Here is a 21548-nt window from a genome sequence, read left to right as displayed (position 1 = left end):
AGCTTACTCTCAGCCTTTCCAGGCTGAGTTTCTGATGATGGAGCAGAAGTTCAGCGGCTGGAAATCACGTTCTTTATCCTTAATAACATCCGCTTTGACGTTACCAAAGGTGGTCTGCGGCTTGTGTTTAATGCCGTTATAAAACGCCGAAATGATGTCCTCTTTGAAATTCGCTGAGCGCGGATGTTCCGCCGTCACGGCTTCCCTGTCACTTTCGCTGAAAGTCTCATAGCCCATGCCGAGCACATCCATCTCCACACCGGCTGTCAGCAACGCGATTTCAGGGGCCATAAATTCCGGAATACCTGGCGTGGTATGTAACGCGATGGCTGTCCAGACGGTGGTGATGTCCTGTTCGTTAACGCCATAGCTGCGCAGAAAGTCGCGCGCTGCGTTAGCGCCATCCACTTCAAACCGCTTGTCACAGCTGCAATGTTCGTGTGTCAGGCCTACGTCGTGGAACATGCATCCTACGTAGAGCAATTCCTTGTCCACCTTCAGGCCACGATGTTCCCCGGCAAGTGCGCCCCAGTAATAGACGCGGCTGGAGTGGTGAAACAGCAAATCGTTCTCTGTGTCCCGCACAAATTCTGTTGCCGCGCGGGCAAGCTGGCTATCCGGAACGGCGATTTTTTTGATCATTGAGTGCATTTTTTGTCTCCTGTCGGTTGAGTTGCTGCAGTGTATCGGGCAATCTGAATGTCATCATTAGCCCTATAACGACAATTAAAGACATTCACACCAAAGGAGACACGCAGAACGATGAAACGCACGATTGCGATACTGGCCATGCCCGGCGTGCAGTTGCTGGATGTCTCTGGCCCGCTGGATGTGTTTGCCGAAGCCAATGCTTTACTGCGTCGCGAAGTGTATGACCTGGAGATTGTGACCCTCGATGCAGGCCATGTGCGTGCCTCGTCAGGCATCGAACTGGTGGGGCACCGCAGCCTGGAAGCCTGCAGCACATTCCGGCCAGATACCTTTCTGGTGGCAGGCATGCCCGATGCGCCGCATACCACACTCAGTAACCAGGCTAGCCAAAGCATCAAACTGCTTTGTGATAACAGCCGTCGCTATGGCTCCATCTGCACCGGTGCGTTTCTGCTGGCTCAGTCCGGCGTATTGACCCACAGGACCGTCACGACTCACTGGCAATCGGCCGATCAACTGGAAAAGAGCTACCCTGATATCCACGTGGATAAAGACGCGCTGTATGTTGCAGATGGCCCGGTCAGAACGGCCGCAGGCGTGACCTCGGGGATGGATCTTGCGTTGAGGCTGGTTGAGGAAGATTTGGGTCGGGAACTGGCAATGGATATCGCGGGCAATCTGGTGATGTTTTTCCGCCGCCCGGCTAACCAGAGTCATTACGTCAGAGGGCAGACACTCTCGCTGAACGGCCGGGAGGCATTGCAGGAGCTCCAGCGCTGGACCCTCACCCATCTTGACCGTATTCATTCGCTTTCAGACATGGCCGATCATATTGGGCTCAGCACTCGCCACCTCAACCGGCTTTTTCAGCAGCAGCTTAACGTTCGGCCCGGTGAGTGGCTGGAGGCTTGCCGCATCAGCCGCGTGAAAGAGATGCTGGAAAAGGAAGATGTGCCGCTGAAAACTATCGCCAACGCAGTCGGATACAACAGTGCGGACAGCCTGCGCAGGGCCTTTATCCGGCAAATGGGCATGACACCGCCGATGTACCGCAAGCTTCATCTGCGTGGCGTTTACTGAGGGGGCTTCACTTTGCCGCGACAGAGCACATTTTTCCCGGATACCCAGGAAGCGCTTTAGCATCCGGCTGACAGGCCAGTTTCTTCGCCTGCGTCAGGCGTTCATTCAGGTTTCCTGAGTTGACTGCGGCCCAATTCATTTTATGGCCCAGCCAGCTCGCCCACGCGAACTCAACAAAATAGACCTGCTTTTTCTTGTCAAAATAGCCTTTGTCCTGCAACAGACCAGCCAAAGAGCGATAAGGGTAATCTGTCAGGTCGGCGATATGCTTCGGCAGTTGTTCTGGCGTTATCGGCTGCCCTTTTTCATTTTTCAGCCACACCCAATGGTTTTTCTCCATCTGCGGCCAGAACGTGGCGTTATCCTGCAGGTGAGCAATGACTTTCACCGTAGTCTTTTTAACGCCCAGTTGCCATAAGGTGCGAGTGAGGTGATGCCTGTCGACCAGCCAGTATTCGCCCTGCGGGGAGATAACCACCGGGATCTCTTTTTTGATGACATATTTTTCGAGCTTTTTGGCGCTCTTGTCCGCGAGTTTTTTCTGCTCCTCATCGACCTGCAGTTGACCAATACCTGCCTGAGTCGGGCGAAGCTGGTCGATAGCCACTTCACATAAATCCCCGGGAGCCGTATCTGGTGCACAAGGTGCCGCCGCAAAAGCTTGTGGGCTGAGGATCGCCGCGAGCAAAAGCCATTTTTTCATCGATGATTTTCCTGACAGTAAGCTGAGAGTCGCTGGAGGAGATAACAACATTGAACACCGGGAATAATCAATAGGATTTCCCCTTCCGGCGTGTAAGTTGAGCCCTACACAGACAACTCATCCGGGTAAAACAGGTATATTGGCACCTTACAAAGAAGAAAATCGTAGAACAATGAGGTTCATCCATGAAGGAAATACAGCTCCCACCCGAACAACGCGAAGCCATCAGAGTCAAGCTGCTGGAGTATTGCGAAGAGCATTTCAACTTGACGCTGGAGCAGTTTGACGGCGAATTTTTCACCGACTTTATCATCGGCACCCTTGGCGTCGCGATTTACAACGCCGGCATCGATGAAGCCATCAGCACTCACCAAAAATACTGCGACCGCATTCAGGAAGAGATGGATTTGCAGAAAATTTGGTGAGGCTTATCCAGACAAGCTTTTGTCACATTAAAGGGCTGGCAAGAAATCCTGGTCGCTTGGGGATACCTTCTTTAATTTTCCGGCGACCAACAGCTACGATTTTGTCGAGGGGCTGCTGCGTGGTTTCTTTACTTCGAGTTTATTGCGCTGATCGTCAAGTATTTTAAGTCGGGCAGCCATTTCCCGCTGCGCTATTTCGTTTATATCGGCGTGACAGCCATCATTCGCCTGATCATCGTGCATTACGATTCCCCGATGAACGTGCTGCTGTACTCGCTTTCTATCCTGACGCTAGTGATTACGCTGTGGGTGTGCAGCAGTTCCCGGTTGACGCGTGATTGAATGTGGAAATGGCAGAAACGAAAAAGCCCCAGTTCATTGCTGAACTGGGGCTTTCGAATTTGGCGGAAGCGTAGAGATTCGAACTCTAGAACCCTTTCGGGTCGCCGGTTTTCAAGACCGGTGCCTTCAACCGCTCGGCCACGCTTCCTAAGTGAGGCGTACTTTAAACATCAGAAGGCATCCTGTAAACCCCCACCTTGTTCGTTTGCCTTAAAAACAGTCAAAATGCGTTTAATCGCCTGAAATATCGGCACATCGTGCAGATTATCAGCATCTTTGACCGGTTTTTTTAGTGCTTAATGATGTACATATCTTTGGTGAAGTAGAAACCCAGCTTATCCGGCGTGAATCCGCCGACCCACGGTTTCACCAGATGCGTGCGGACATAGTGATAAACCGGAATGGCTGGCACATCCTTGGCGAGGATATCTTCCGCCTTTTGATAGTACTCACCGCGTTTTGCCATATCGGTCGCTTTAGAGGCGTCTACCAGCGCCTGATCAAAGTCAGGGTTGCTGTATTTAGTCGTGTTCTGACTGTCACCCGTGCGGAAGTTGTTGAGGAAAGAAGAGGCATCATCGTAATCCGCAATCCAGGCGTAGCGTACAACCTCATAATTGCCGGTATGCATGGCATCCAGCATCGTCTTCCATTCCTGGTTTTGCAATTTAGCCTCAACACCGAGGTTTTTCTTCCACATTGAGCTTGCTGCAATCGCAAGGCGTTGAAGTGACTCACTGGTGTTGTACAACAGGTTGAAGGACAGCGGATGATTTTCACCGAATCCAGCTTCTGCCAAGAGTTTTTTCGCCTCGGCAATACGCTTTTCACGCGGCCAGCTTGCGTAGTCCGGGGTTTTAAGCGTGATGCCACCAATTTCTGGCTGGCTGGTAAGCCATGCCGCACGCTGGCCCTGCCCTAACACTTTCTCGGCAATGATGTCTTTATCCAGACCCATGTTTAATGCAAGACGGACGCGCGGATCGTTGAACGGGGCTTTGGTGGTATTGAATTGATAATAGGCTGTCGCCAATTGAGGGGCGACATTCACCTCACTACCTAATGTTTTCTTCAACTGAGCAAACTGGTTGATTGGCAGGGTATAAACGATGTCGATTTCCCCTGCCTTATAACGGTTGACGTCGGAGGCTTCTGAGTTAATTGGCAGGTAGGTCACTTTGTTGATGACGGTATGTTCGTTGTCCCAATATTTTGGATTTCGCTTGGCGACGATGCGTTCATTGACCACCCATTCCGTCGGCGTGTATGCGCCACTGGTCACGATATGCTGTGGCTGAGTCCACTTATCGCCAAAACGTTTTACCAGCACGGGATCAATCGGCACCATCACATAGTGATCAAGCATGGAGAGAAACACCGCGTTTGGCTGAGTCAGGGTGACTTGCAAAGTATTATCATCCAGCGCTTTAACGCCCAACGTTTCTGGCGATTTTTTGCCCAAAGCAATCTCTTCAGCATTCACAATATGCATGCTGCCAGGATAGCTGGCGTAAGGTGACGATGTTTTAGGATCAACCAGACGCTGCCAGCTCCAGACCACATCTTGTGCGGTAATTGCTGTGCCGTCGGACCAGGTAATGCCAGGACGCAGATGGAACGTCCAGACTGTATTGTCCTTCTGCTCCCACTTATCCGCGAGACGCGGGGCAATCGATCCATCCTGATTAACAGAAACCAATCCCTCGAAGATATCCCTGATAATATTACCTTCAACGTCACTTTCGACTCTGTGCGGGTCAAGCGTGGCAGGTTCATTGCCGTTATTTCTGACCAGTTCCTGTTTCTCTGCTAACTGTGTTCCTGCTGGCACCTGCGCCGCCCAGCTCATTGAGGCTGCACTGAGCAATCCTGCGGTGATGAATGCCAGCGTAATATAATTGTGTTTTTGTGGTTTCATATCCATTGCCTTATTGGTTTCATTGTTGCTTACTCCGCATTCAGTGTTAGCGGCGCTTTGGTAATAACGCAATATTTTTCAGCAACCTATAAGAGGTCGATCTGATTGAACTCTGAAAAACAACAATCCTTCTGCCAGGGTTTACATTGTTGGCATAATGCTCTGATTTAGGGGGCTGACGGGTCGGTAAAGATGGGTAAAACCACTAGAGCTTTGGACTTTGTTTCCCTATTCTCAGCAGTTATTACAACTGTCTTTAAAAGAGAGTGACACTATGGATCGTATTATTACCTCGTCGCGCGATCGTTCATCGCTTCTGAGCACACACAAAGTCCTGCGTAATACCTATTTTCTGCTGAGCCTGACGCTGGCGTTTTCCGCCATCACGGCGACGGCAAGTACCGTGTTGATGCTGCCTTCCCCAGGTCTGATTTTGACACTGGTCGGCATGTACGGTCTGATGTTCCTGACGTATAAAACCGCGGATAAGCCTGTCGGCATTCTGTCCGCATTCGCCTTTACCGGCTTCCTGGGTTATATCCTCGGCCCAATGCTGAACGCGTATATCTCTGCAGGCATGGGTGATGTCATCGGTATGGCATTGGGCGGAACGGCACTGGTATTCTTCGCCTGCTCGGCTTATGTGCTGACCACTCGTAAAGATATGTCCTTCCTCGGCGGCATGCTGATGGCAGGGATTGTGGTGGTGCTGGTTGGGATGGTGGCGAACATCTTCCTGCAGTTGCCTGCCCTGCATCTGGCTATCAGCGCAGTGTTCATTCTGATCTCTTCGGGTGCCATCCTGTTTGAGACCAGCAACATCATCCGCGGCGGCGAAACGAACTATATTCGCGCTACCGTCAGCCTGTATGTGTCGCTGTACAACATCTTCGTGAGCCTGTTGAGCATCCTTGGTTTCGCCAGCCGCGACTAAGACTGAACCGAGCTACACCCCAAACCCCGCTTATGCGGGGTTTTGTTTTTTGCTACACTGCGGCGGTTTTCTGCTAACGGTTAGAGTGATTATGTTGAATTTTGAAGGCCAGGAAATCGAGACAGATAACGATGGTTATCTGAAAGAAAGCAAGCTGTGGAGCGAAGGACTTGCCGAAGTGATTGCTCAGAAAGAAGAGATAACTCTCACGCCTGAGCATTGGGAAGTGGTGCGCTTCGTGCGTGAGTTTTACCTGGAGTTTAATACCTCTCCCGCGATCCGCATGCTGGTCAAAGCTATGGCGAAAAAGTTCGGCGAAGAGAAAGGCAACAGCCGCTATTTGTATCGCCTGTTCCCAAAAGGCCCGGCCAAGCAGGCCACGAAAATCGCCGGCCTGCCTAAACCGGTGAAGTGCATTTAATAGCGAATACCGAAGTCATGCCATTCTTTCCCGGGCTGATGGGGTTCAGTCAGAACCTTGTCCACCCGGGCACTGCGCGGCCCACCAGCCTTGAGCCAGGCGACAAGCTGTTCAACATGACTTGCTTCGCCACACGCTAACACTTCCACACTGCCATCATCCAGATTACGCGCGTACCCCGTGAGCCCCAGTTTTAACGCCTCGCGCTGGGTGCTGTAACGAAATCCCACGCCCTGAACCAGACCGTGAACCCATGCGATTGTGCACGCCTGTGCCATAGCTGTTCCCCCGTTATTCATTGCTTTTCCCGCCTGACGTGGGAAAATGGCGCCCATTAGATGTCTGACAAGGAAGGAAAAAACGTGGTTTTTCCTTCCTTGTGGTTAGCAGCCGAAAATCAATAAATTGATTTTCCTAATTTTTTTGACGTCCAGTATCCGTTCTGCGATGGCAACACGTTGTCATCAGTCTCCCATCTCTTTGAACCAACAGAATAGCAAATTATGAGCGTACGTTTAGTGTTAGCCAAAGGCCGCGAAAAATCCTTACTTCGCCGTCACCCATGGGTCTTCTCCGGCGCGGTTGCGCGCATGGAAGGCAAAGCCTCCCTCGGCGAGACCATTGATATTGTTGACCATCAGGGCAAATGGCTGGCACGCGGCGCTTACTCCCCGGCTTCGCAGATTCGTGCACGCGTCTGGACGTTCGACAAAAACGAAGCCATTGATATCGCCTTTTTCGAACGTCGTCTGGCACAAGCTCAAACCTGGCGTGAGTGGCTGGCGAAAAAAGATGGCCTCGACAGCTATCGCCTGATTGCTGGTGAATCTGACGGGCTGCCTGGCGTCACTATTGACCGCTTTGGCAACTTCCTGGTACTGCAACTGCTGAGCGCAGGTGCGGAGTACCAGCGAGCAGCGTTGATTAGCGCGCTGCAAACCCAGTTCCCGGAATGCGCTATTTACGACCGCAGCGATGTGGCGGTACGTAAAAAAGAAGGCATGGAACTGACTCAGGGCCCGGTCACTGGCGAGCTGCCACCTGCCCTGCTGCCTATTGAAGAGCACGGCATGAAACTGCTGGTTGATATCCAGGGCGGCCACAAAACCGGTTACTACCTCGATCAGCGTGATAGCCGCCTGGCGACGCGTCGATACGTTGAAGACAAGCGCGTTCTGAACTGTTTCTCTTACACCGGTGGATTTGCGGTGTCAGCCTTGATGGGCGGCTGCCGTGAAGTCACCAGCGTCGATACCTCTCAGGAAGCGCTGGATATTGCGAAGCAGAACGTTGAGCTGAACAAACTCGACCTGAGCAAAGCGAAGTTTGTGCGTGACGACGTGTTCAAGTTGCTGCGCAAATACCGCGATGAAGGCGAGAAGTTTGATGTGATCGTGATGGACCCACCGAAGTTCGTTGAAAACAAGAACCAGCTGATGGGCGCCTGTCGCGGATATAAAGACATCAACATGCTGGCTATCCAGCTACTGAACCCGGGCGGTGTGCTGTTGACGTTCTCCTGCTCTGGCCTGATGACCACAGATTTATTTCAGAAAATTGTCGCCGATGCGGCAGTGGATGCCGGGCGTGATGTACAATTTATAGAACAGTTCCGTCAGGCAGCCGATCATCCTGTGATCGCAACCTACCCGGAAGGGCTGTATCTGAAAGGGTTTGCCTGTCGCGTCATGTAAGTTGAAAAGTGAAACATTGCCCACATATTCACTGTAAGTAATGTTTCCCGGGAGGTGACTATGATGATTGTCAGCAAATTCGGCATCGGCCAGCAAGTCCGGCATTCGCTGTTGGGCTATCTGGGCGTGATTGTCGATATCGACCCGGAATATTCACTTGATGAGCCCTCTGAAGATGAGGTCGCCGTGAACGATGAGCTTCGCGCTTCGCCTTGGTATCACGTGGTGATGGAAGATGACGATGGCCAGCCCGTGCACACCTATCTTGCGGAAGCTCAACTGAAAAGCGAAGCCAGCGATGAACATCCGGAGCAACCGACGATGGATGAACTGGCGCGAACCATTCGCCAACAGCTTCAGGCGCCCCGACTGCGCAACTAATTAAAAACCCCGCGCTGCGGGGTTTTCTTTATTTGGCGAGCCCTAATCGAGGGATTTCAATCGCCGGACACTTGTCCATCACCACATTCAGCCCGGCATCTTGCGCCAGCACCGCAGCTTGTTCATTAATCACACCGAGCTGCATCCACAGCGTTTTCGCGCCAATGGCAATCGCTTCCTGAGCGACACCCCATGCAGCTTCTGAATTGCGGAACACATCCACCATATCCACTTTTTCCGGCACTTCCGCTAGCGTGCCATAGCCTTGTTGGCCTAACAGCGTTTTGCCTGCCACCTTCGGCGACACCGGGATAACGTGATATCCCTGATCCAGCAGATACTTCATCACCCGATAGCTCGGGCGGTCAGGTTTGTCGCTCGCGCCCACCAGCGCAATGGTGCGAGTCTGCTTCAGGATGCCTGCAATATCGTTCTCTTTCATTCTGTCCTCCGGGCAATTATGCCAAGTGTACGACAATCCTTAAACACCAGCCATTCAGTCATACCAGAGTATGAGGGCGGAATCGTGGATCGTGTCTATATGTTAATAAAAATCACTTTCGTAAAATTTTGATACACTCTAAGGGTGCGCTATTTACAGGAGAGTCCGATGAGAACGGGAATCGCCATACTCTGGCTACTGCTTATGCTTCCTGTCAGCGCGCATGCCACTACCCTGCGGCTTTCAGGCGATATCAATTTGCTGGTGCTCGACGGAAAAAAAGTGTCTAGCCTGCTGCTGCGCGGCGCTGAAAGTATTGAGCTGGATAATGGCCCACATCAGGTTGTGTTCCGAGTGGAAAAAATGGTGATTCTGCCCGACCAGAACCGCCAGCTCTACGTTTCTCCCCCCCTTATCGCCAATTTCAATTCACAGCTGATAGGTCAGGTGAACTTTAGCCTGCCGCGCCTTGAAACGCTGCAGGAAACCCAGGCATTTACCTCAACGCCGCATGTCAGTCTGCTGGATGGCAATGCGATGCCGATCCCGGTCAAACTCGATATTCTGGCAATTACGCAGGTGGGCGATAATATCGATTACGAAAAGGCTATCGAGGCCTACAATCTCGCCAGCAAGCAAGCCTCTGATACCCAATTCAGCCTGCCATTACCTGACGACAGCACGCTGTTATCAAAAACCACTGAACTGGATAATCCGGCCTATCAGTCACAAACCCTGACCGAGCAACGTCTGAAATATTGGTTTCAGTTGGCTGACCCGGCTACCCGCCATCGCTTTCTGGAGTGGGCAAAATCGCAGCCTTCTTCGTGATGCCATGATATCGCGCAGGATCTTTTTGCCTGTTGTCTCTTGCAGCCTCAGTGTCTTCCAGTAATCTGTCTGCATGTTGATTAATGGAAACTGATTATGGAACTGACTACCCGCACAATACCAGGTCGCAAGCACATCGCGCTGGTCGCACACGATCACTGCAAACAGATGCTGAAAGCCTGGGTCGAACGCCATCAACCGCTGTTGGCACAGCATGTTCTGTATGGCACTGGTACCACCGGCAATCTGGTACAGCGAGCCACTGGCCTGGACGTGAATGCGATGCTGAGCGGCCCGATGGGCGGCGACCAACAAGTCGGCGCGATGATTGCTGAAGGCAAAATTGATGTGCTGATTTTCTTCTGGGACCCGCTGAATGCCGTGCCGCACGACCCGGATGTCAAAGCGTTGCTTCGCCTGGCAACCGTCTGGAACATTCCTGTTGCCACTAACGTCGCCACGGCGGATTTCATCATCCAGTCGCCGACGTTTAACGCACCGGTTGAGATCCAAATCCCGGACTACCAGCGCTATCTGGCCGAACGCCTGAAATAGAAAATCCCCTCTGCTGAGTAACGCCGTTCACTTAAGCCAATGAATTAGGGGAAACACCGGGATTTGGTTCCCGGAGGGACGCCAAACCCGGTGGTCGCCCCGGATATCTCGGTCTTAAAATAACGGTGTTACTCTGCTGATGGGATTCTTTTAAGGTTTACGCACCACCGGTACGTCCAGGTGTTTCAGAATATCGACGAACACCGAAGGTTGCTGTTTGTTGAACAGCAGCCAAACCCGTTCCCGCGCGCGGGTCATCGCCACATACAGCAAACGCCTTTCTTCCGCATCCTGGAAGTCTTCCGGCTGAGGCAATAACGCCTGCTCCATGATGGACTCTCGCGCCGGGGCCGGAAACTCATCCTGCCCTTCTTGTAAACCGAGCACGATAGCAAAATCGGCCTGTTGCCCTTTGCTCGCGTGAATGGTCATAAAGTCGATCTGCAGTTTCGGCCAGCGGGTGGCGGCCTTCTCCAGCGCTGCGGGCTTGAGGTGATGATAGCGAGCCATGATCAGGATCCGCTGTTCCGGTTTCACAAAGCCACTTAATTTATCGAGAAGCGCATCCAGTTGATCGTCAGGCAACAGGGTCACCGCTTTTTTATCACCCGCAGAAAGGCTATTCAGCGGTTTTGCGAGCTGATGCGGGTTTTGCTGGATAAAACGATTCGCAATCTCGCCAATCCTGCTATTGAAGCGGTAGGTGGTGTCCAGGGCACAGCTGTCGCCTTCACCAAAATAGTGTTCAAAAGCCGTGGTCAATGAGAGCTGTGCGCCGCTGAAACGATAGATGGCCTGCCAATCGTCACCTACCGCAAACAGCGTGGTTTGTGAATTTTGCTTGCGTAAGGCAGCAAGAAGCGCCCCTCGCTGCGGTGAGATGTCCTGAAACTCGTCGACCAGAATATGCTTCCAGGGGCTGACAAAACGGCCTTTCTCTAACACGTTAATGGCCTGATGGATAAGGCCGGAGAAATCGACCGCCCCTTCCTCTTTCAGCGCCGTCTTCCAGGCTTTTAACAACGGTGCCATGAGTTTGACGCGTTTACCGAACAGATCACGTATCTCTTCTGGGGCGCCTTCGATCATCTCGGCCTGCGAGCCGCCATGCATGCGCATCAGGCTGACCCAACGGTCAAGACGAGCGCCAATGCGTCGCACAATTTTCGGGTCGTGCCAGTAGTCTTCTTCGGGCACGTCCCAGGCCATTTCTTCTTCAAGCCACTGCCGCCAGCCTTTCGCCTGCGCTTTTTTCTCCTTGCATTGCTGTTGCCAGCACCGGGTCAGCAGTTTTTGACGGGCCTGAGTATCGTTCTCCAGCTTAGTGATAACGGGCACTTTTTTACTGCCCTGCTGAATGATGTGCAGGGCCAGAGCATGGAACGTTTTGGCGCTGATAGCTTCCGTATTAAGGCGTTCGCGGATGCGATCATCCATCTCTTGTGCCGCTTTTCGGCCAAACGCCAGCAGTAAGATTTGGTCAGGAGCCGCTTCACCTCGGGTCAGCAGCCATCCTGCACGCGCCACCAGCACGGAAGTTTTCCCGCTTCCTGCGCCAGCCAAAACCAGTAACGAACGTTCACCATTCACCACTGCTCGTGCCTGAGCGCTATTGAGCGGTGAAGATTCGATGTGTTCAAAGAAGCCGGAATATTGAGCAAGCATGGCTTTGGTATACGCCTGGTTGTGCTTCAACCGGGTGGCGCTGAGATCTTTCAACCACGCCTGACATTGGGCCCAAAGCTCGCGACAATTATCGAAACTTTCAAGGCGGCTTACGGGAACCGGTAAGGCTTCGAGGGAGGTGAGAATTTTTTGTTTTAACTGGGCCACCGCTTCCCGAGTCAGCCATTTGCCTTCGGCACTGTGGTCAGAAATCACGGCCAGTTGCTGCTGCAACACACCTGCCGCAATGGCGCTCATCTCGTCGCTCCACTGCTGCCAGCGGGTTTGCAAATGATGGTGGAAACGCTGAGTATCAGCCCATTCCGTGCCGTGCAAACGCACGACTTTATCATCCGGAAGCACGAACTCCAGCTCGCCCCAGACCAGCCCTCGCTTGCAATGAATGGCAGCCAACTGATTAAAAGGGATCAGGTATTCATGACGATCGCCCGACACTTTCACGCCAGCGTTAAGAAGTTCGACCCGATCGTAGGGATGTTGCGCCATTCGCTTGCCGAGCGCAGTTGCTTTTAGTTCCATGTCTTGCCAAATCCCGGGTTTAGACTTATCCCTGACAGTGTAACCGCCAGATACCAGGTGCTCCAGCGCAAAAACACGTTACAATCGTCAGGTCTTCTTTTTCACAGGACTGAACAGAGGTCTTATGCGTACCATTTTGAATATTCTGAATTTTGTATTGGGCGGTTTTGCCACTACCCTCGGCTGGCTCCTGGCAACAGTGGTCAGCATCGTGCTGATTGTCACTTTGCCTCTGACACGTTCCTGTTGGGAAATCACCCGGCTGTCACTGTTTCCGTTTGGTAACGAAGCCGTTCATGTCGATGAACTTAATCCGAATGAGAAAAGCGCACTGATGAACACCGGAGGCACGCTGCTTAACGTGTTGTGGTTTGTGCTGTTTGGCTGGTGGCTGTGTCTGACCCACATCGTGGCAGGCATTGCCCAGTGTATTACCATCATTGGCATCCCTGTGGGCATCGCCAACTTCAAAATTGCAGCCATTGCACTGTGGCCGGTGGGCCGTCGCGTGGTTTCTGTTGAGACCGCTCGCGCCGCGCGTGAAGCCAATGCTCGTCGTCGCTTTCAGTAACGGGAACTGACTGCCGTATGCTAAGTCCCTTATTGCAACGCTATACCTGGAACAGTAACTGGCTCTATAACGTCAGGATCTTCATCGCCCTGTGCGGAACAACCGCCGTGCCCTGGTGGCTGGGCGAGGTCAAACTGACCATTCCTTTAACGCTGGGCGTGGTCGCCGCGGCGCTTGCTGATCTGGACGACCGTCTGGCGGGCCGCCTGCGTAATCTCGTGATTACCCTGGTTTGCTTCTTTATTGCGTCGGCTTCGGTTGAATTGCTCTTCCCGTGGCCGTGGGCTTTCGCGTTAGGGCTGACGCTCTCTACCAGCGGCTTTATTTTACTCGGCGGGCTTGGGCAGCGTTATGCGACCATCGCTTTTGGTGCTTTGCTGATAGCCATTTATACGATGCTCGGCGTTTCGCTTTACGAGCACTGGTATCAGCAACCTTTGCTGCTGTTGGCGGGTGCCGTGTGGTACAACCTGCTCACCCTGACCGGGCACCTGATCTTCCCAATCCGTCCTTTACAGGACAACCTGGCGCGGAGCTTTGACCAGTTAGCCCATTACCTGGAGCTGAAATCCCGCCTGTTCGACCCCGATATTGAAGACCAGTCACAGGAACCGATTGTCGAACTGGCTATGGCTAATGGTCAGCTGGTGGCGACGTTAAATCAGACCAAAGCGACCTTATTGACCCGCTTGCGTGGCGACCGCGGGCAACGAGGGACGAGGCGAACTCTGCACTACTATTTTGCTGCGCAGGATATCCATGAGCGAGCCAGCTCATCGCACGTGCAATATCAGCCGTTACGGGATAACTTCCGCTACAGCGACATCATGTTCCGCTTCCAGCGCCTGCTTTCTATGCAATCTCAGGCCTGTCAGCAGCTTTCCCGTTCGATTCTTCTTCGTAAGCCTTATCAGCACGATCCTCGCTTCGAAAGAGCTTTTGCACATCTTGATGCGGCTCTGGATCGCGTGACCGCAAATGGTGGCGATAAAGAGCAAGTGAAAGCGTTGGGATACCTGCTCAATAATCTGCGAGCCATTGATGCTCAGTTGGCGACCATCGAATCCGAGCAGCAGTTGGCATTGCCGCAGAGTGAATCTGAAACCCAGCTCGCCGACGATCGTTTGCATGGATTTAGTGATGTCTGGCTCAGGTTGAGCCGCAATTTTTCACCTGAATCAGCCTTATTCCGCCATGCCGTACGCATGTCGCTGGTGTTATGCGCGGGCTATGCGTTTATTAAGTTCACCGGGTTAAATCACGGTTACTGGATATTGCTCACCAGCCTGTTTGTTTGCCAACCAAACTACAACGCAACACGCCATCGTCTGGCATTGCGAGTGATCGGCACGTTAATTGGGGTCGCTATCGGGCTGCCGGTTCTGCTGCTGGTGCCTTCGGTGGAAGGACAATTGCTGCTGATCGTGGTGACAGGTGTGCTGTTTTTCGCCTTCCGAAATGTCCAGTATGCACATGCCACCATGTTCATCACCCTGCTGGTTTTGCTGTGCTTCAATTTGCTGGGTGAAGGATTTGAGGTCGCTCTGCCCCGCATTATTGATACGCTCATTGGCTGTGCAATCGCCTGGGCCGCAGTGAGTTTTATCTGGCCAGACTGGAAGTTTCGCAATCTGCCTATCGTGCTTGGTCGGGCGCTGGATGCAAACTGTCGCTATCTGGATGCGATTCTTGAGCAATATCATCAGGGCCGGGATAACCGTCTGGCGTATCGAATTGCGCGACGCGATGCGCATAATCGTGATGCGGAACTCGCTTCCGTGGTGTCCAATATGTCGACGGAGCCGAGAGCAACCGCCGATATGCGTGAATCAGCTTTCCGCTTGCTGTGCCTGAACCATACGCTGACCAGCTATATCTCGGCGTTGGGCGCTCACCGGGAAAAGCTCACCAACGAGGACATTCTGGCGCTGCTCGATGATGCCGTCTGTTATGTTGATGATGCGTTTCATCAACGCCCAACGGATGAGCACCGCGTGCAGGCTGCATTAATGGGCTTATTGCAGCGTATTCGTGATCTCGACCCGGGGACCGAGACAAAAGCCTCATTGGTGGTCCAGCAGATAGGATTGATGGTTAACCTGCTGCCGGAGATTTGTCGTCTCCAGCAACAGGTCGCTCCTCACTCGTCGTAGTTTCCTTTCCCCGCCAGCAGCATCTCCCCCCATGCCTGGAGATACTGTCGGCGGGTTTCAGGAATAATGGCGGCATGTATGCCCAGAATGGCGCCTTCCAAAGCAAACAGCACGCTGATGCTTAAATCCTTGCGGACACAGCGCAGCCGATACCAGACGGTAGCGGAACCCAGCGCTTTCAGCATTTCAGGATCGTGGATCCCGACTTCATGCAGCAGCATTTCAAGCTGATAAGTGATGTTCGGCAGTTGCTTCATGCGCCGCGAACTGTCCCGCTGCGTTTTCTCATTGCGGGCATCCTGTAACGACTGTGCCGACTTCTGCAACAGCAGAGGCGGATCGCCCCACAAGCTTTCATCAACCAGGTAATAATTCAGCGATACCGGACGTCCCCGCTTGCTCAAGGTCAACAACCTCTGTGGTGTCACCTCATAGCCCGCCTCTTGCTCACAGACCCTAAGATAAAGTTCCCCGTGTGCGACCATCGCAAAGACCGTATCGTCGATGGAAAGGCTGTAGCCTCCGAACAACTGCCGGTGATGAATACTTCCCAGAGAAGACAAACATTCTTCAGATTCATAGATCCGTTTATACGTCATATTTTTCATGATTCTTTCCTGTAATCATGGGGTTAAAGAAGTCATTTTTTTAACGGATCCGCTAATGAGAAACATAGGGAACTTCATATGCAGGGGCAAGATGTTCTTATCGTCCGCAAAAGGATCTGTGCAATTTTGCGAGGCGCTTTCAGAAAATGAGGTTGATCTTTAGGTTCACCGGGTATACTGTATATTCATACAGTAACCCACAGGGCGGGACACATTATGTACACTTCAGGTTATGCAAATCGCAACGCAATGGCTTCTGCAGCCGCAGTTCGTCAGCAACAGCACAGTACCACTGGGCTTATCAGCGAAGTGCTGTATCGTGAAGATCAGCCAATGATGACCCAGCTTCTGTTACTGCCGCTTTTACAGCAACTTGGTCAGCAGGAACGCTGGCAGCTGTGGTTAACGCCTCAGCAGAAATTAAGCCGTCAATGGGTGCAGGCATCCGGCCTGCCTTTGTCTAAACTCATGCAGGTTAGCCAGATGTCTCCAGGTTCAACGCTCGATAGCATGGTTCGGGCACTGCGCACCGGAAACTATAGCGTGGTGATCGGTTGGGTTTCAGAAGAGTTAACAGAAGAAGAGCATCTTCGCCTGGCGGATGCCGCCGAAGAAGGTAACGCAATGGGGTTCATTATGCGCCCCGTAAGAACCACTTCTCAGCCATCGAGACAGTTTTCCGGCCTGAAAATTCACTCTGATTTGTATCATTAAGTGAATTTAGGATTTTTCCTGGTATTTTTTTTGCGCGAACGATAGCCCTTTCATTTACAGGGGCAATTTTAGCACAATGCTTGTCTGGTGCGGTTCCCGGCATTTTTTGATGTACAAAAATTCAACATAAATGTTAAATATTGTGTATACAACTCTTTTTTTTTCATATGCCTGACGGAGTTCACACTTGTAAGTTTCCAACTACGTTGTAGACTTTACATCGCCAGGGGTGATCGGCTTAAGCCACAGATATGGCGTACTTATGAATTAGGTCCCGCCCCCGGTGAAGGATTTAACCGTGAACTTCTACATGGATATTCATGGCGATTTTTGGATGATAACGAGGCGCAAAAAATGAAAAAGACAGCTATCGCGATTGCAGTGGCACTGGCTGGCTTCGCTACCGTAGCGCAGGCCGCACCGAAAGATAACACCTGGTATGCAGGTGGTAAGCTGGGTTGGTCCCAGTTCCACGATACCGGTTGGTATAACAGCTCCCTGAACAACAACGGCCCAACCCACGAATCCCAGCTTGGCGCTGGTGCTTTCGGTGGTTACCAGGTAAACCCGTATGTTGGCTTCGAAATGGGTTATGACTGGCTGGGTCGTATGCCTTACAAAGGCTCCATCCAGAACGGCGCATTCAAAGCTCAGGGCGTTCAGCTGACTGCTAAACTGGGTTACCCGGTAACTGACGATCTGGACATCTACACCCGTCTGGGCGGCATGGTATGGCGTGCAGATTCCAGCAACAACAACCCAGCTCAGGGCGACAACCACGACACTGGTGTTTCCCCAGTATTCGCTGGCGGCGTTGAGTGGGCAATGACCCGCGACATCGCTACCCGTCTGGAATACCAGTGGGTTAACAACATCGGTGACGCTGGTACCGTTGGCGTACGTCCAGACAACGGCATGCTGAGCTTAGGTGTTTCTTACCGCTTCGGCCAGGGTGAAGTTGCAGCTCCAATCGTAGCTCCAGCTCCGGCTCCAGCTCCAGAAGTACAGACCAAGCACTTCACTCTGAAGTCTGACGTTCTGTTCAACTTCAACAAAGCAACCCTGAAACCAGAAGGTCAGCAGGCACTGGATCAGCTGTACACCCAGCTGAGCAACCTGGATCCTAAAGACGGTTCCGTTGTTGTTCTGGGCTTCACCGACCGTATCGGTTCTGATTCCTACAACCAGAAACTGTCTGAGAAACGTGCTCAGTCTGTTGTCGATTACCTCGTATCTAAAGGTATCCCGGCTAACAAGATCTCCCCACGTGGTATGGGCGAATCTAACCCAGTGACTGGTAACACCTGTGACAACGTGAAAGCTCGCGCTGCACTGATCGACTGCCTGGCACCAGATCGTCGCGTAGAGATCGAAGTTAAAGGTATCAAAGACGTTGTAACTCAGCCTCAGGCTTAAGTTCTCGTCTAATAAAAAACCCCGCAATGCGGGGTTTTTTTTTATGCTTCATTCACCGTAACTATCATTCTTTTCCGAGCAATGCCTGCAAATCTTGCTTCAGTGTGGTCATCTTGCTCGCGTACTTCTCTTTATTTTCCGCATCTTCAATCAGCTGCACGACGGTCTCTGAGAGTGTCTTCCCTCTTCTTTGAGCCAGACCAGCCAACCGTTGCCAGACGATGAACTCCAGATCGATAGACTTCTTGCGGGTATGCTGATGTTCTGCATTGAAGTGCCGTTTGCGGCGTGCGCGGATAGTCTGCTTCATTCTGTTGAACAACGCAGGATTCATGTGCTGCTCAATCCACTCATTGACCTGCACAGGTTTATTCTCAAACGTCAGCAGAATCTCTACGGCTTCTTGCGCGGCACTGGTTTCAATGTAGCGGGTGATCAACTCGCCTTCCCGGTGTTTTTTGACCAGGTATTTCCATTTCCAGCCGCTTTCAAGGTTTTCCAGTTGTTGATATTTCATCGCGATCCCAATGTGACCGTGTAACTCATTTCAGAATAACAGGTTTTTGCTGATGTGCTGAGAAGAAATCACCCTTCCGGCGTAAGGCTACCCCCGCTCTGAAAGTTGCCCGCTAATCCCCGTGTGCTCACTCTCGCCTTGAGGTATAATCACCCGCTTTACATCTGACTAAAAAACAGCGACTTTGACGATTACTAAACTTTCACAGCGCGATCTTGTCCCCGATCTCGAGGCTTATCAGACGCTGTTTACCCAGCCAGATTTGGCAACCGAAACCGATTCCTTACCCGGCGAACTGCAGGCCCGTCTGCATTATGCGCTGGACCAGTTCCTCTACCCACAAGCCATTTCCGATTTTCTGCTGGTCAAGGCGCCTGAAGAGCCTGAATACCTCGCGCTGTTGGCGAATGCTACGCGTGAGCTGCGAAAGGTTCCTGAAGCACTTCATGGTGTGAGCTACACCATTCATGGTGCTCAGGTTAGCCAGACCGTAGCGACCAGCCAAACGGATAACTTCGCAAGCCAGGGGCCAGTGATTCAGGCGGACTGGGTTGAAGCTGAACAGCTGTTCGGCTGCGTGCGTCAATTCAATGGCGAAATTTCACTGCAACCTGGCCTTGTTCATCAGGCTAACGGTGGGGTGTTGATTCTTTCTCTGCGAACTTTGCTTTCACAGCCTCTCCTCTGGATGCGTCTGAAAAACATTGTTTCGCAGCAGCGTTTTGACTGGTTGACCTTCGATGACTCGCGCCCTCTGCCTGTCTCCATCCCTTCCATGCCGTTATCGCTCAAAGTGATGCTGGTCGGTGAGCGAGAATCACTGGCTGATTTTCAGGAGATGGAACCGGAGTTATGCGAAAAAGCCATCTACAGTGAATATGAAGACAATCTGCAAATCGTTGATGAAGAAGCGCTGAAAAGCTGGTGTCAGTGGATATGGCATGTCGCTCACGGATTGAATCTTCCGGGGCCGGCAACGGATGCCTGGCCGCTGCTCATTCAGGAAGGTGCTCGCTACACTGGCGATCAGCAGACATTGCCTCTGTGCCCGTTGTGGATTGGCCGCCAGCTGCGTGAAGCAGCTGCGTTCTGTGAAGGAGATGCCTTTACGGCAGAACAACTCGCCACGATGCTCAATCAGCGTCAGTGGCGTGAAGGCTACCTTGCTGAGCGCATGCAGGACGAAATCCTGCTGGAGCAAATCCTCATTGAGACCGAGGGCGAGCAGATTGGTCAAATCAACGCCCTGTCCGTGGTGGAGTTTCCAGGCCACCCTCGCGCATTTGGTGAGCCATCGCGTATTAGCTGTGTGGTGCACATTGGCGACGGCGAGTTCACCGATATCGAGCGGAAAGCGGAACTGGGCGGCAACATCCATGCGAAAGGCATGATGATCATGCAGGCCTTTTTAATGGCTGAATTGGGGCTTGAGCAGCAGATTCCTTTCTCAGCGTCTCTGACGTTCGAGCAGTCCTACAGCGAAGTCGATGGTGACAGTGCGTCCATGGCTGAGCTTTGCGCCTTAATCAGTGCCCTTTCCGGTGTGCCGATTAATCAAAGCCTGGCGATTACGGGTTCTGTCGACCAGTTCGGGCGTGTTCAGCCCGTGGGCGGCCTGAATGAGAAAATCGAAGGATTCTTCGCTATCTGTCAGCAACGTGGATTGACGGGCAAACAAGGGGTCATTATCCCTGCGGCCAACGTCCGTCATCTCAGCCTTGCTCAGGATGTTCAGCAAGCTGTTGAAGCCGGAGAGTTCTCTCTGTGGGCCATCGATGATGTGGCGGATGCCCTGCCATTGTTAACACAATTGGTCTGGGATGAAGAAGGCCAGACAACGCTTCTGCAAACCATTCAGGAGCGTATTGCTCAGGCAAATCAGCAAGATACCCGGCATCGTCCGTGGCCACTGCGCTGGTTGGGTTGGTTCCAGTCGAACTGATCGGACTTGTTCAGCGTACACGTGTTAGCTATCCTGCGTCGCGAACTCAAAATAAGGCTTACTGAAAACATGGTAGATAAACGCGAATCCTATACAAAAGAAGACCTTCTTGCCTCCGGTCGCGGTGAACTGTTTGGCGAAAAAGGCCCGCAGCTGCCGTCAGCCAACATGCTGATGATGGACCGTGTCATTAAGATGACCGAAACGGGCGGTAACTTTGATAAAGGCTACGTGGAAGCAGAGCTGGATATCAATCCAGACCTGTGGTTCTTCGGTTGCCACTTTATTGGCGACCCGGTAATGCCTGGCTGCCTCGGCCTGGATGCGATGTGGCAGCTGGTTGGTTTCTACCTCGGCTGGCTTGGCGGTGAAGGCAAAGGCCGTGCGTTGGGTGTGGGCGAAGTGAAATTCACCGGCCAAATCCTGCCAACCGCGAAGAAAGTGACTTATCGCATTCACTTCAAGCGCGTCATCAACCGTCGTCTGATCCTGGGTATTGCGGATGGCGAAGTGCTGGTTGATGGTCACAAGATTTATGAAGCAACCGATCTGAAAGTGGGTCTGTTCCAGGACACTTCTGCGTTCTAATCCGTTGCGTCATTTTCTGACTTAAGAACGGCGAAGCCTCTGCACGCAGAGGCTTCTTTGTTTTAAAGAGACAGCATCAGGCGATTACTGCCCTGTCCTCCATGGCTTCTCGCCAGCCTCCCAGCCAGTGAGACCTTTGATTCAAGGTCTGATAAGGACAGATTTCTTTTGATTTGCCAGCGATGCCAGCCTGGTACCCACGTTGATGTGCCCGTTCCAGGCGATCACGTTTTTGTCTCTTCATGCCTCGTTTCCCTCATTTTTTGATCTGGTGGAAAAGAAAACAATGGTCACCAAATGTGCAACCACACATAACGAATAACCCGAATCCGCCACATCGTCAATGCGCAAAATTCACGCCAGTGTCATATTTGTGAGCTACCCAGAAGTTCATTTGTACAAAAACTGTGAGCCAGGACAACTAACAAACTGAAGGCAAAAACAAAAAAACCGCAGT

General features: G+C 52.2%; 23 protein-coding genes, 1 tRNA gene and 1 pseudogene. 15 read left to right on the top strand and 10 right to left on the bottom strand.

From position 1 onward, the window contains the following. Positions 1-9 precede the first annotated feature (9 nt). Positions 10-651 (bottom strand): HD domain-containing protein, encoded by a 642-nt coding sequence (locus ACI2I2_RS14965; RefSeq protein WP_404658605.1) that lies wholly within the window; start codon positions 649-651, stop codon positions 10-12. Positions 652-762: 111 nt separating this feature from the next. On the opposite strand from ACI2I2_RS14965, the gene ACI2I2_RS14960 reads away from it, so the two are divergent. Continuing rightward, the gene (locus tag ACI2I2_RS14960; RefSeq protein ID WP_404658604.1) at positions 763-1731 is read left to right on the top strand and encodes a GlxA family transcriptional regulator; all 969 of its coding nucleotides are present in this window, start codon (positions 763-765) and stop codon (positions 1729-1731) included. A 7-nt stretch (positions 1732-1738) separates the two neighbouring features. On the opposite strand, the gene ACI2I2_RS14955 is transcribed toward ACI2I2_RS14960, so the two are convergent. Next, entirely contained in the window at positions 1739-2434 is a 696-nt protein-coding gene (locus ACI2I2_RS14955; protein WP_404658603.1) for a ParB-like protein, read from the bottom strand. Between the two features lie 185 nt (positions 2435-2619). Here ACI2I2_RS14955 and ACI2I2_RS14950 point away from each other — a divergent pair, with 185 nt between their 5' ends. Beyond that, complete coding sequence (locus ACI2I2_RS14950) at positions 2620-2859, top strand: DUF2164 domain-containing protein (protein ID WP_404658602.1); 240 nt, start codon at positions 2620-2622, stop codon at positions 2857-2859. Between the two features lie 94 nt (positions 2860-2953). After that, positions 2954-3201, top strand: a pseudogene (locus tag ACI2I2_RS14945) (phosphate-starvation-inducible protein PsiE); the annotation flags it as partial. Between the two features lie 60 nt (positions 3202-3261). Here the strand turns inward: ACI2I2_RS14945 and ACI2I2_RS14940 are convergent. Both ACI2I2_RS14940 and ACI2I2_RS14935 read right to left on the bottom strand, forming a co-directional pair. Beyond that, positions 3262-3349, bottom strand: a tRNA-Ser gene (locus tag ACI2I2_RS14940). Positions 3350-3490: 141 nt separating this feature from the next. Beyond that, positions 3491-5119, bottom strand: coding sequence for an ABC transporter substrate-binding protein (locus ACI2I2_RS14935; protein ID WP_404658601.1), 1629 nt, complete (start codon positions 5117-5119; stop codon positions 3491-3493). A 274-nt stretch (positions 5120-5393) separates the two neighbouring features. On the opposite strand from ACI2I2_RS14935, the gene yccA reads away from it, so the two are divergent. Both yccA and tusE read left to right on the top strand, forming a co-directional pair. After that, on the top strand, positions 5394-6053 hold the full coding sequence (gene yccA, locus ACI2I2_RS14930) for an FtsH protease modulator YccA (RefSeq protein ID WP_330986053.1): 660 nt from the start codon (positions 5394-5396) through the stop codon (positions 6051-6053). A 91-nt stretch (positions 6054-6144) separates the two neighbouring features. Further along, positions 6145-6474, top strand: coding sequence for a sulfurtransferase TusE (tusE, locus tag ACI2I2_RS14925; RefSeq protein WP_404658600.1), 330 nt, complete (start codon positions 6145-6147; stop codon positions 6472-6474). Here the strand turns inward: tusE and yccX are convergent. Continuing rightward, a complete protein-coding gene (gene yccX / locus ACI2I2_RS14920) occupies positions 6471-6752 on the bottom strand; it encodes an acylphosphatase (RefSeq protein ID WP_404658599.1) in 282 nt (93 codons plus the stop codon). The two genes, tusE and yccX, sit on opposite strands and share 4 nt — an antisense overlap. Before the next feature lie 225 nt (positions 6753-6977). On the opposite strand from yccX, the gene rlmI reads away from it, so the two are divergent. Next, entirely contained in the window at positions 6978-8168 is a 1191-nt protein-coding gene (rlmI, locus tag ACI2I2_RS14915; protein ID WP_404658598.1) for a 23S rRNA (cytosine(1962)-C(5))-methyltransferase RlmI, read from the top strand. Between the two features lie 63 nt (positions 8169-8231). Next, positions 8232-8549, top strand: a complete 318-nt coding sequence (hspQ, locus tag ACI2I2_RS14910; protein WP_404658674.1) for a heat shock protein HspQ — start codon at positions 8232-8234, stop codon at positions 8547-8549. Positions 8550-8577: 28 nt separating this feature from the next. Here hspQ and ACI2I2_RS14905 read toward each other — a convergent pair whose 3' ends face one another. Further along, complete coding sequence (locus ACI2I2_RS14905; RefSeq protein WP_330986057.1) at positions 8578-8991, bottom strand: CoA-binding protein; 414 nt, start codon at positions 8989-8991, stop codon at positions 8578-8580. 168 nt (positions 8992-9159) lie between these two features. Between ACI2I2_RS14905 and ACI2I2_RS14900 the strand changes: the two genes are divergently transcribed. Further along, the gene (locus ACI2I2_RS14900; protein WP_404658597.1) at positions 9160-9822 is read left to right on the top strand and encodes a DUF2057 family protein; all 663 of its coding nucleotides are present in this window, start codon (positions 9160-9162) and stop codon (positions 9820-9822) included. A gap of 96 nt (positions 9823-9918) precedes the next feature. After that, entirely contained in the window at positions 9919-10377 is a 459-nt protein-coding gene (gene mgsA, locus ACI2I2_RS14895) for a methylglyoxal synthase (protein ID WP_404658596.1), read from the top strand. Positions 10378-10527: 150 nt separating this feature from the next. On the opposite strand, the gene helD is transcribed toward mgsA, so the two are convergent. Further along, entirely contained in the window at positions 10528-12582 is a 2055-nt protein-coding gene (helD, locus tag ACI2I2_RS14890) for a DNA helicase IV (RefSeq protein WP_404658595.1), read from the bottom strand. A gap of 124 nt (positions 12583-12706) precedes the next feature. Here helD and ACI2I2_RS14885 point away from each other — a divergent pair, with 124 nt between their 5' ends. Beyond that, a complete protein-coding gene (locus tag ACI2I2_RS14885; RefSeq protein ID WP_330984354.1) occupies positions 12707-13153 on the top strand; it encodes a YccF domain-containing protein in 447 nt (148 codons plus the stop codon). Between the two features lie 17 nt (positions 13154-13170). Continuing rightward, positions 13171-15306, top strand: coding sequence for a YccS family putative transporter (yccS, locus tag ACI2I2_RS14880; RefSeq protein WP_404658594.1), 2136 nt, complete (start codon positions 13171-13173; stop codon positions 15304-15306). On the opposite strand, the gene ACI2I2_RS14875 is transcribed toward yccS, so the two are convergent. Beyond that, positions 15294-15914, bottom strand: coding sequence for a TfoX/Sxy family DNA transformation protein (locus ACI2I2_RS14875; protein WP_404658593.1), 621 nt, complete (start codon positions 15912-15914; stop codon positions 15294-15296). The genes yccS and ACI2I2_RS14875 overlap by 13 nt on opposite strands. Positions 15915-16130: 216 nt before the next feature. Here ACI2I2_RS14875 and sulA point away from each other — a divergent pair, with 216 nt between their 5' ends. Together sulA and ompA are read left to right on the top strand one after the other, a co-directional pair. Continuing rightward, positions 16131-16628: an SOS-induced cell division inhibitor SulA gene (sulA, locus tag ACI2I2_RS14870; protein ID WP_404658592.1), complete on the top strand. Its 498-nt coding sequence runs from the start codon at positions 16131-16133 to the stop codon at positions 16626-16628. A gap of 354 nt (positions 16629-16982) precedes the next feature. Beyond that, positions 16983-18044: a porin OmpA gene (gene ompA / locus ACI2I2_RS14865; RefSeq protein ID WP_404658591.1), complete on the top strand. Its 1062-nt coding sequence runs from the start codon at positions 16983-16985 to the stop codon at positions 18042-18044. Positions 18045-18108: 64 nt separating this feature from the next. Here the strand turns inward: ompA and matP are convergent, their stop codons facing one another. Continuing rightward, positions 18109-18561 carry a macrodomain Ter protein MatP gene (gene matP / locus ACI2I2_RS14860; protein WP_404658590.1) on the bottom strand — a complete coding sequence of 151 codons (453 nt, stop codon included), beginning with the start codon at positions 18559-18561 and terminating at the stop codon, positions 18109-18111. 184 nt (positions 18562-18745) lie between these two features. On the opposite strand from matP, the gene ACI2I2_RS14855 reads away from it, so the two are divergent. Then, positions 18746-20503 (top strand): AAA family ATPase, encoded by a 1758-nt coding sequence (locus ACI2I2_RS14855; RefSeq protein ID WP_404658589.1) that lies wholly within the window; start codon positions 18746-18748, stop codon positions 20501-20503. 69 nt (positions 20504-20572) lie between these two features. Beyond that, positions 20573-21091, top strand: coding sequence for a bifunctional 3-hydroxydecanoyl-ACP dehydratase/trans-2-decenoyl-ACP isomerase (gene fabA / locus ACI2I2_RS14850; protein WP_097163606.1), 519 nt, complete (start codon positions 20573-20575; stop codon positions 21089-21091). A 76-nt stretch (positions 21092-21167) separates the two neighbouring features. Here the strand turns inward: fabA and rmf are convergent, their stop codons facing one another. Continuing rightward, a complete protein-coding gene (gene rmf, locus ACI2I2_RS14845; RefSeq protein ID WP_054179110.1) occupies positions 21168-21335 on the bottom strand; it encodes a ribosome modulation factor in 168 nt (55 codons plus the stop codon). Positions 21336-21548: the final 213 nt, after the last annotated feature.

The organism is Scandinavium sp. NPDC088450, from assembly GCF_044900545.1.
Classification (GTDB): domain Bacteria; phylum Pseudomonadota; class Gammaproteobacteria; order Enterobacterales; family Enterobacteriaceae; genus Scandinavium.
This window is presented reverse-complemented; position numbering and strand designations above follow the sequence as displayed.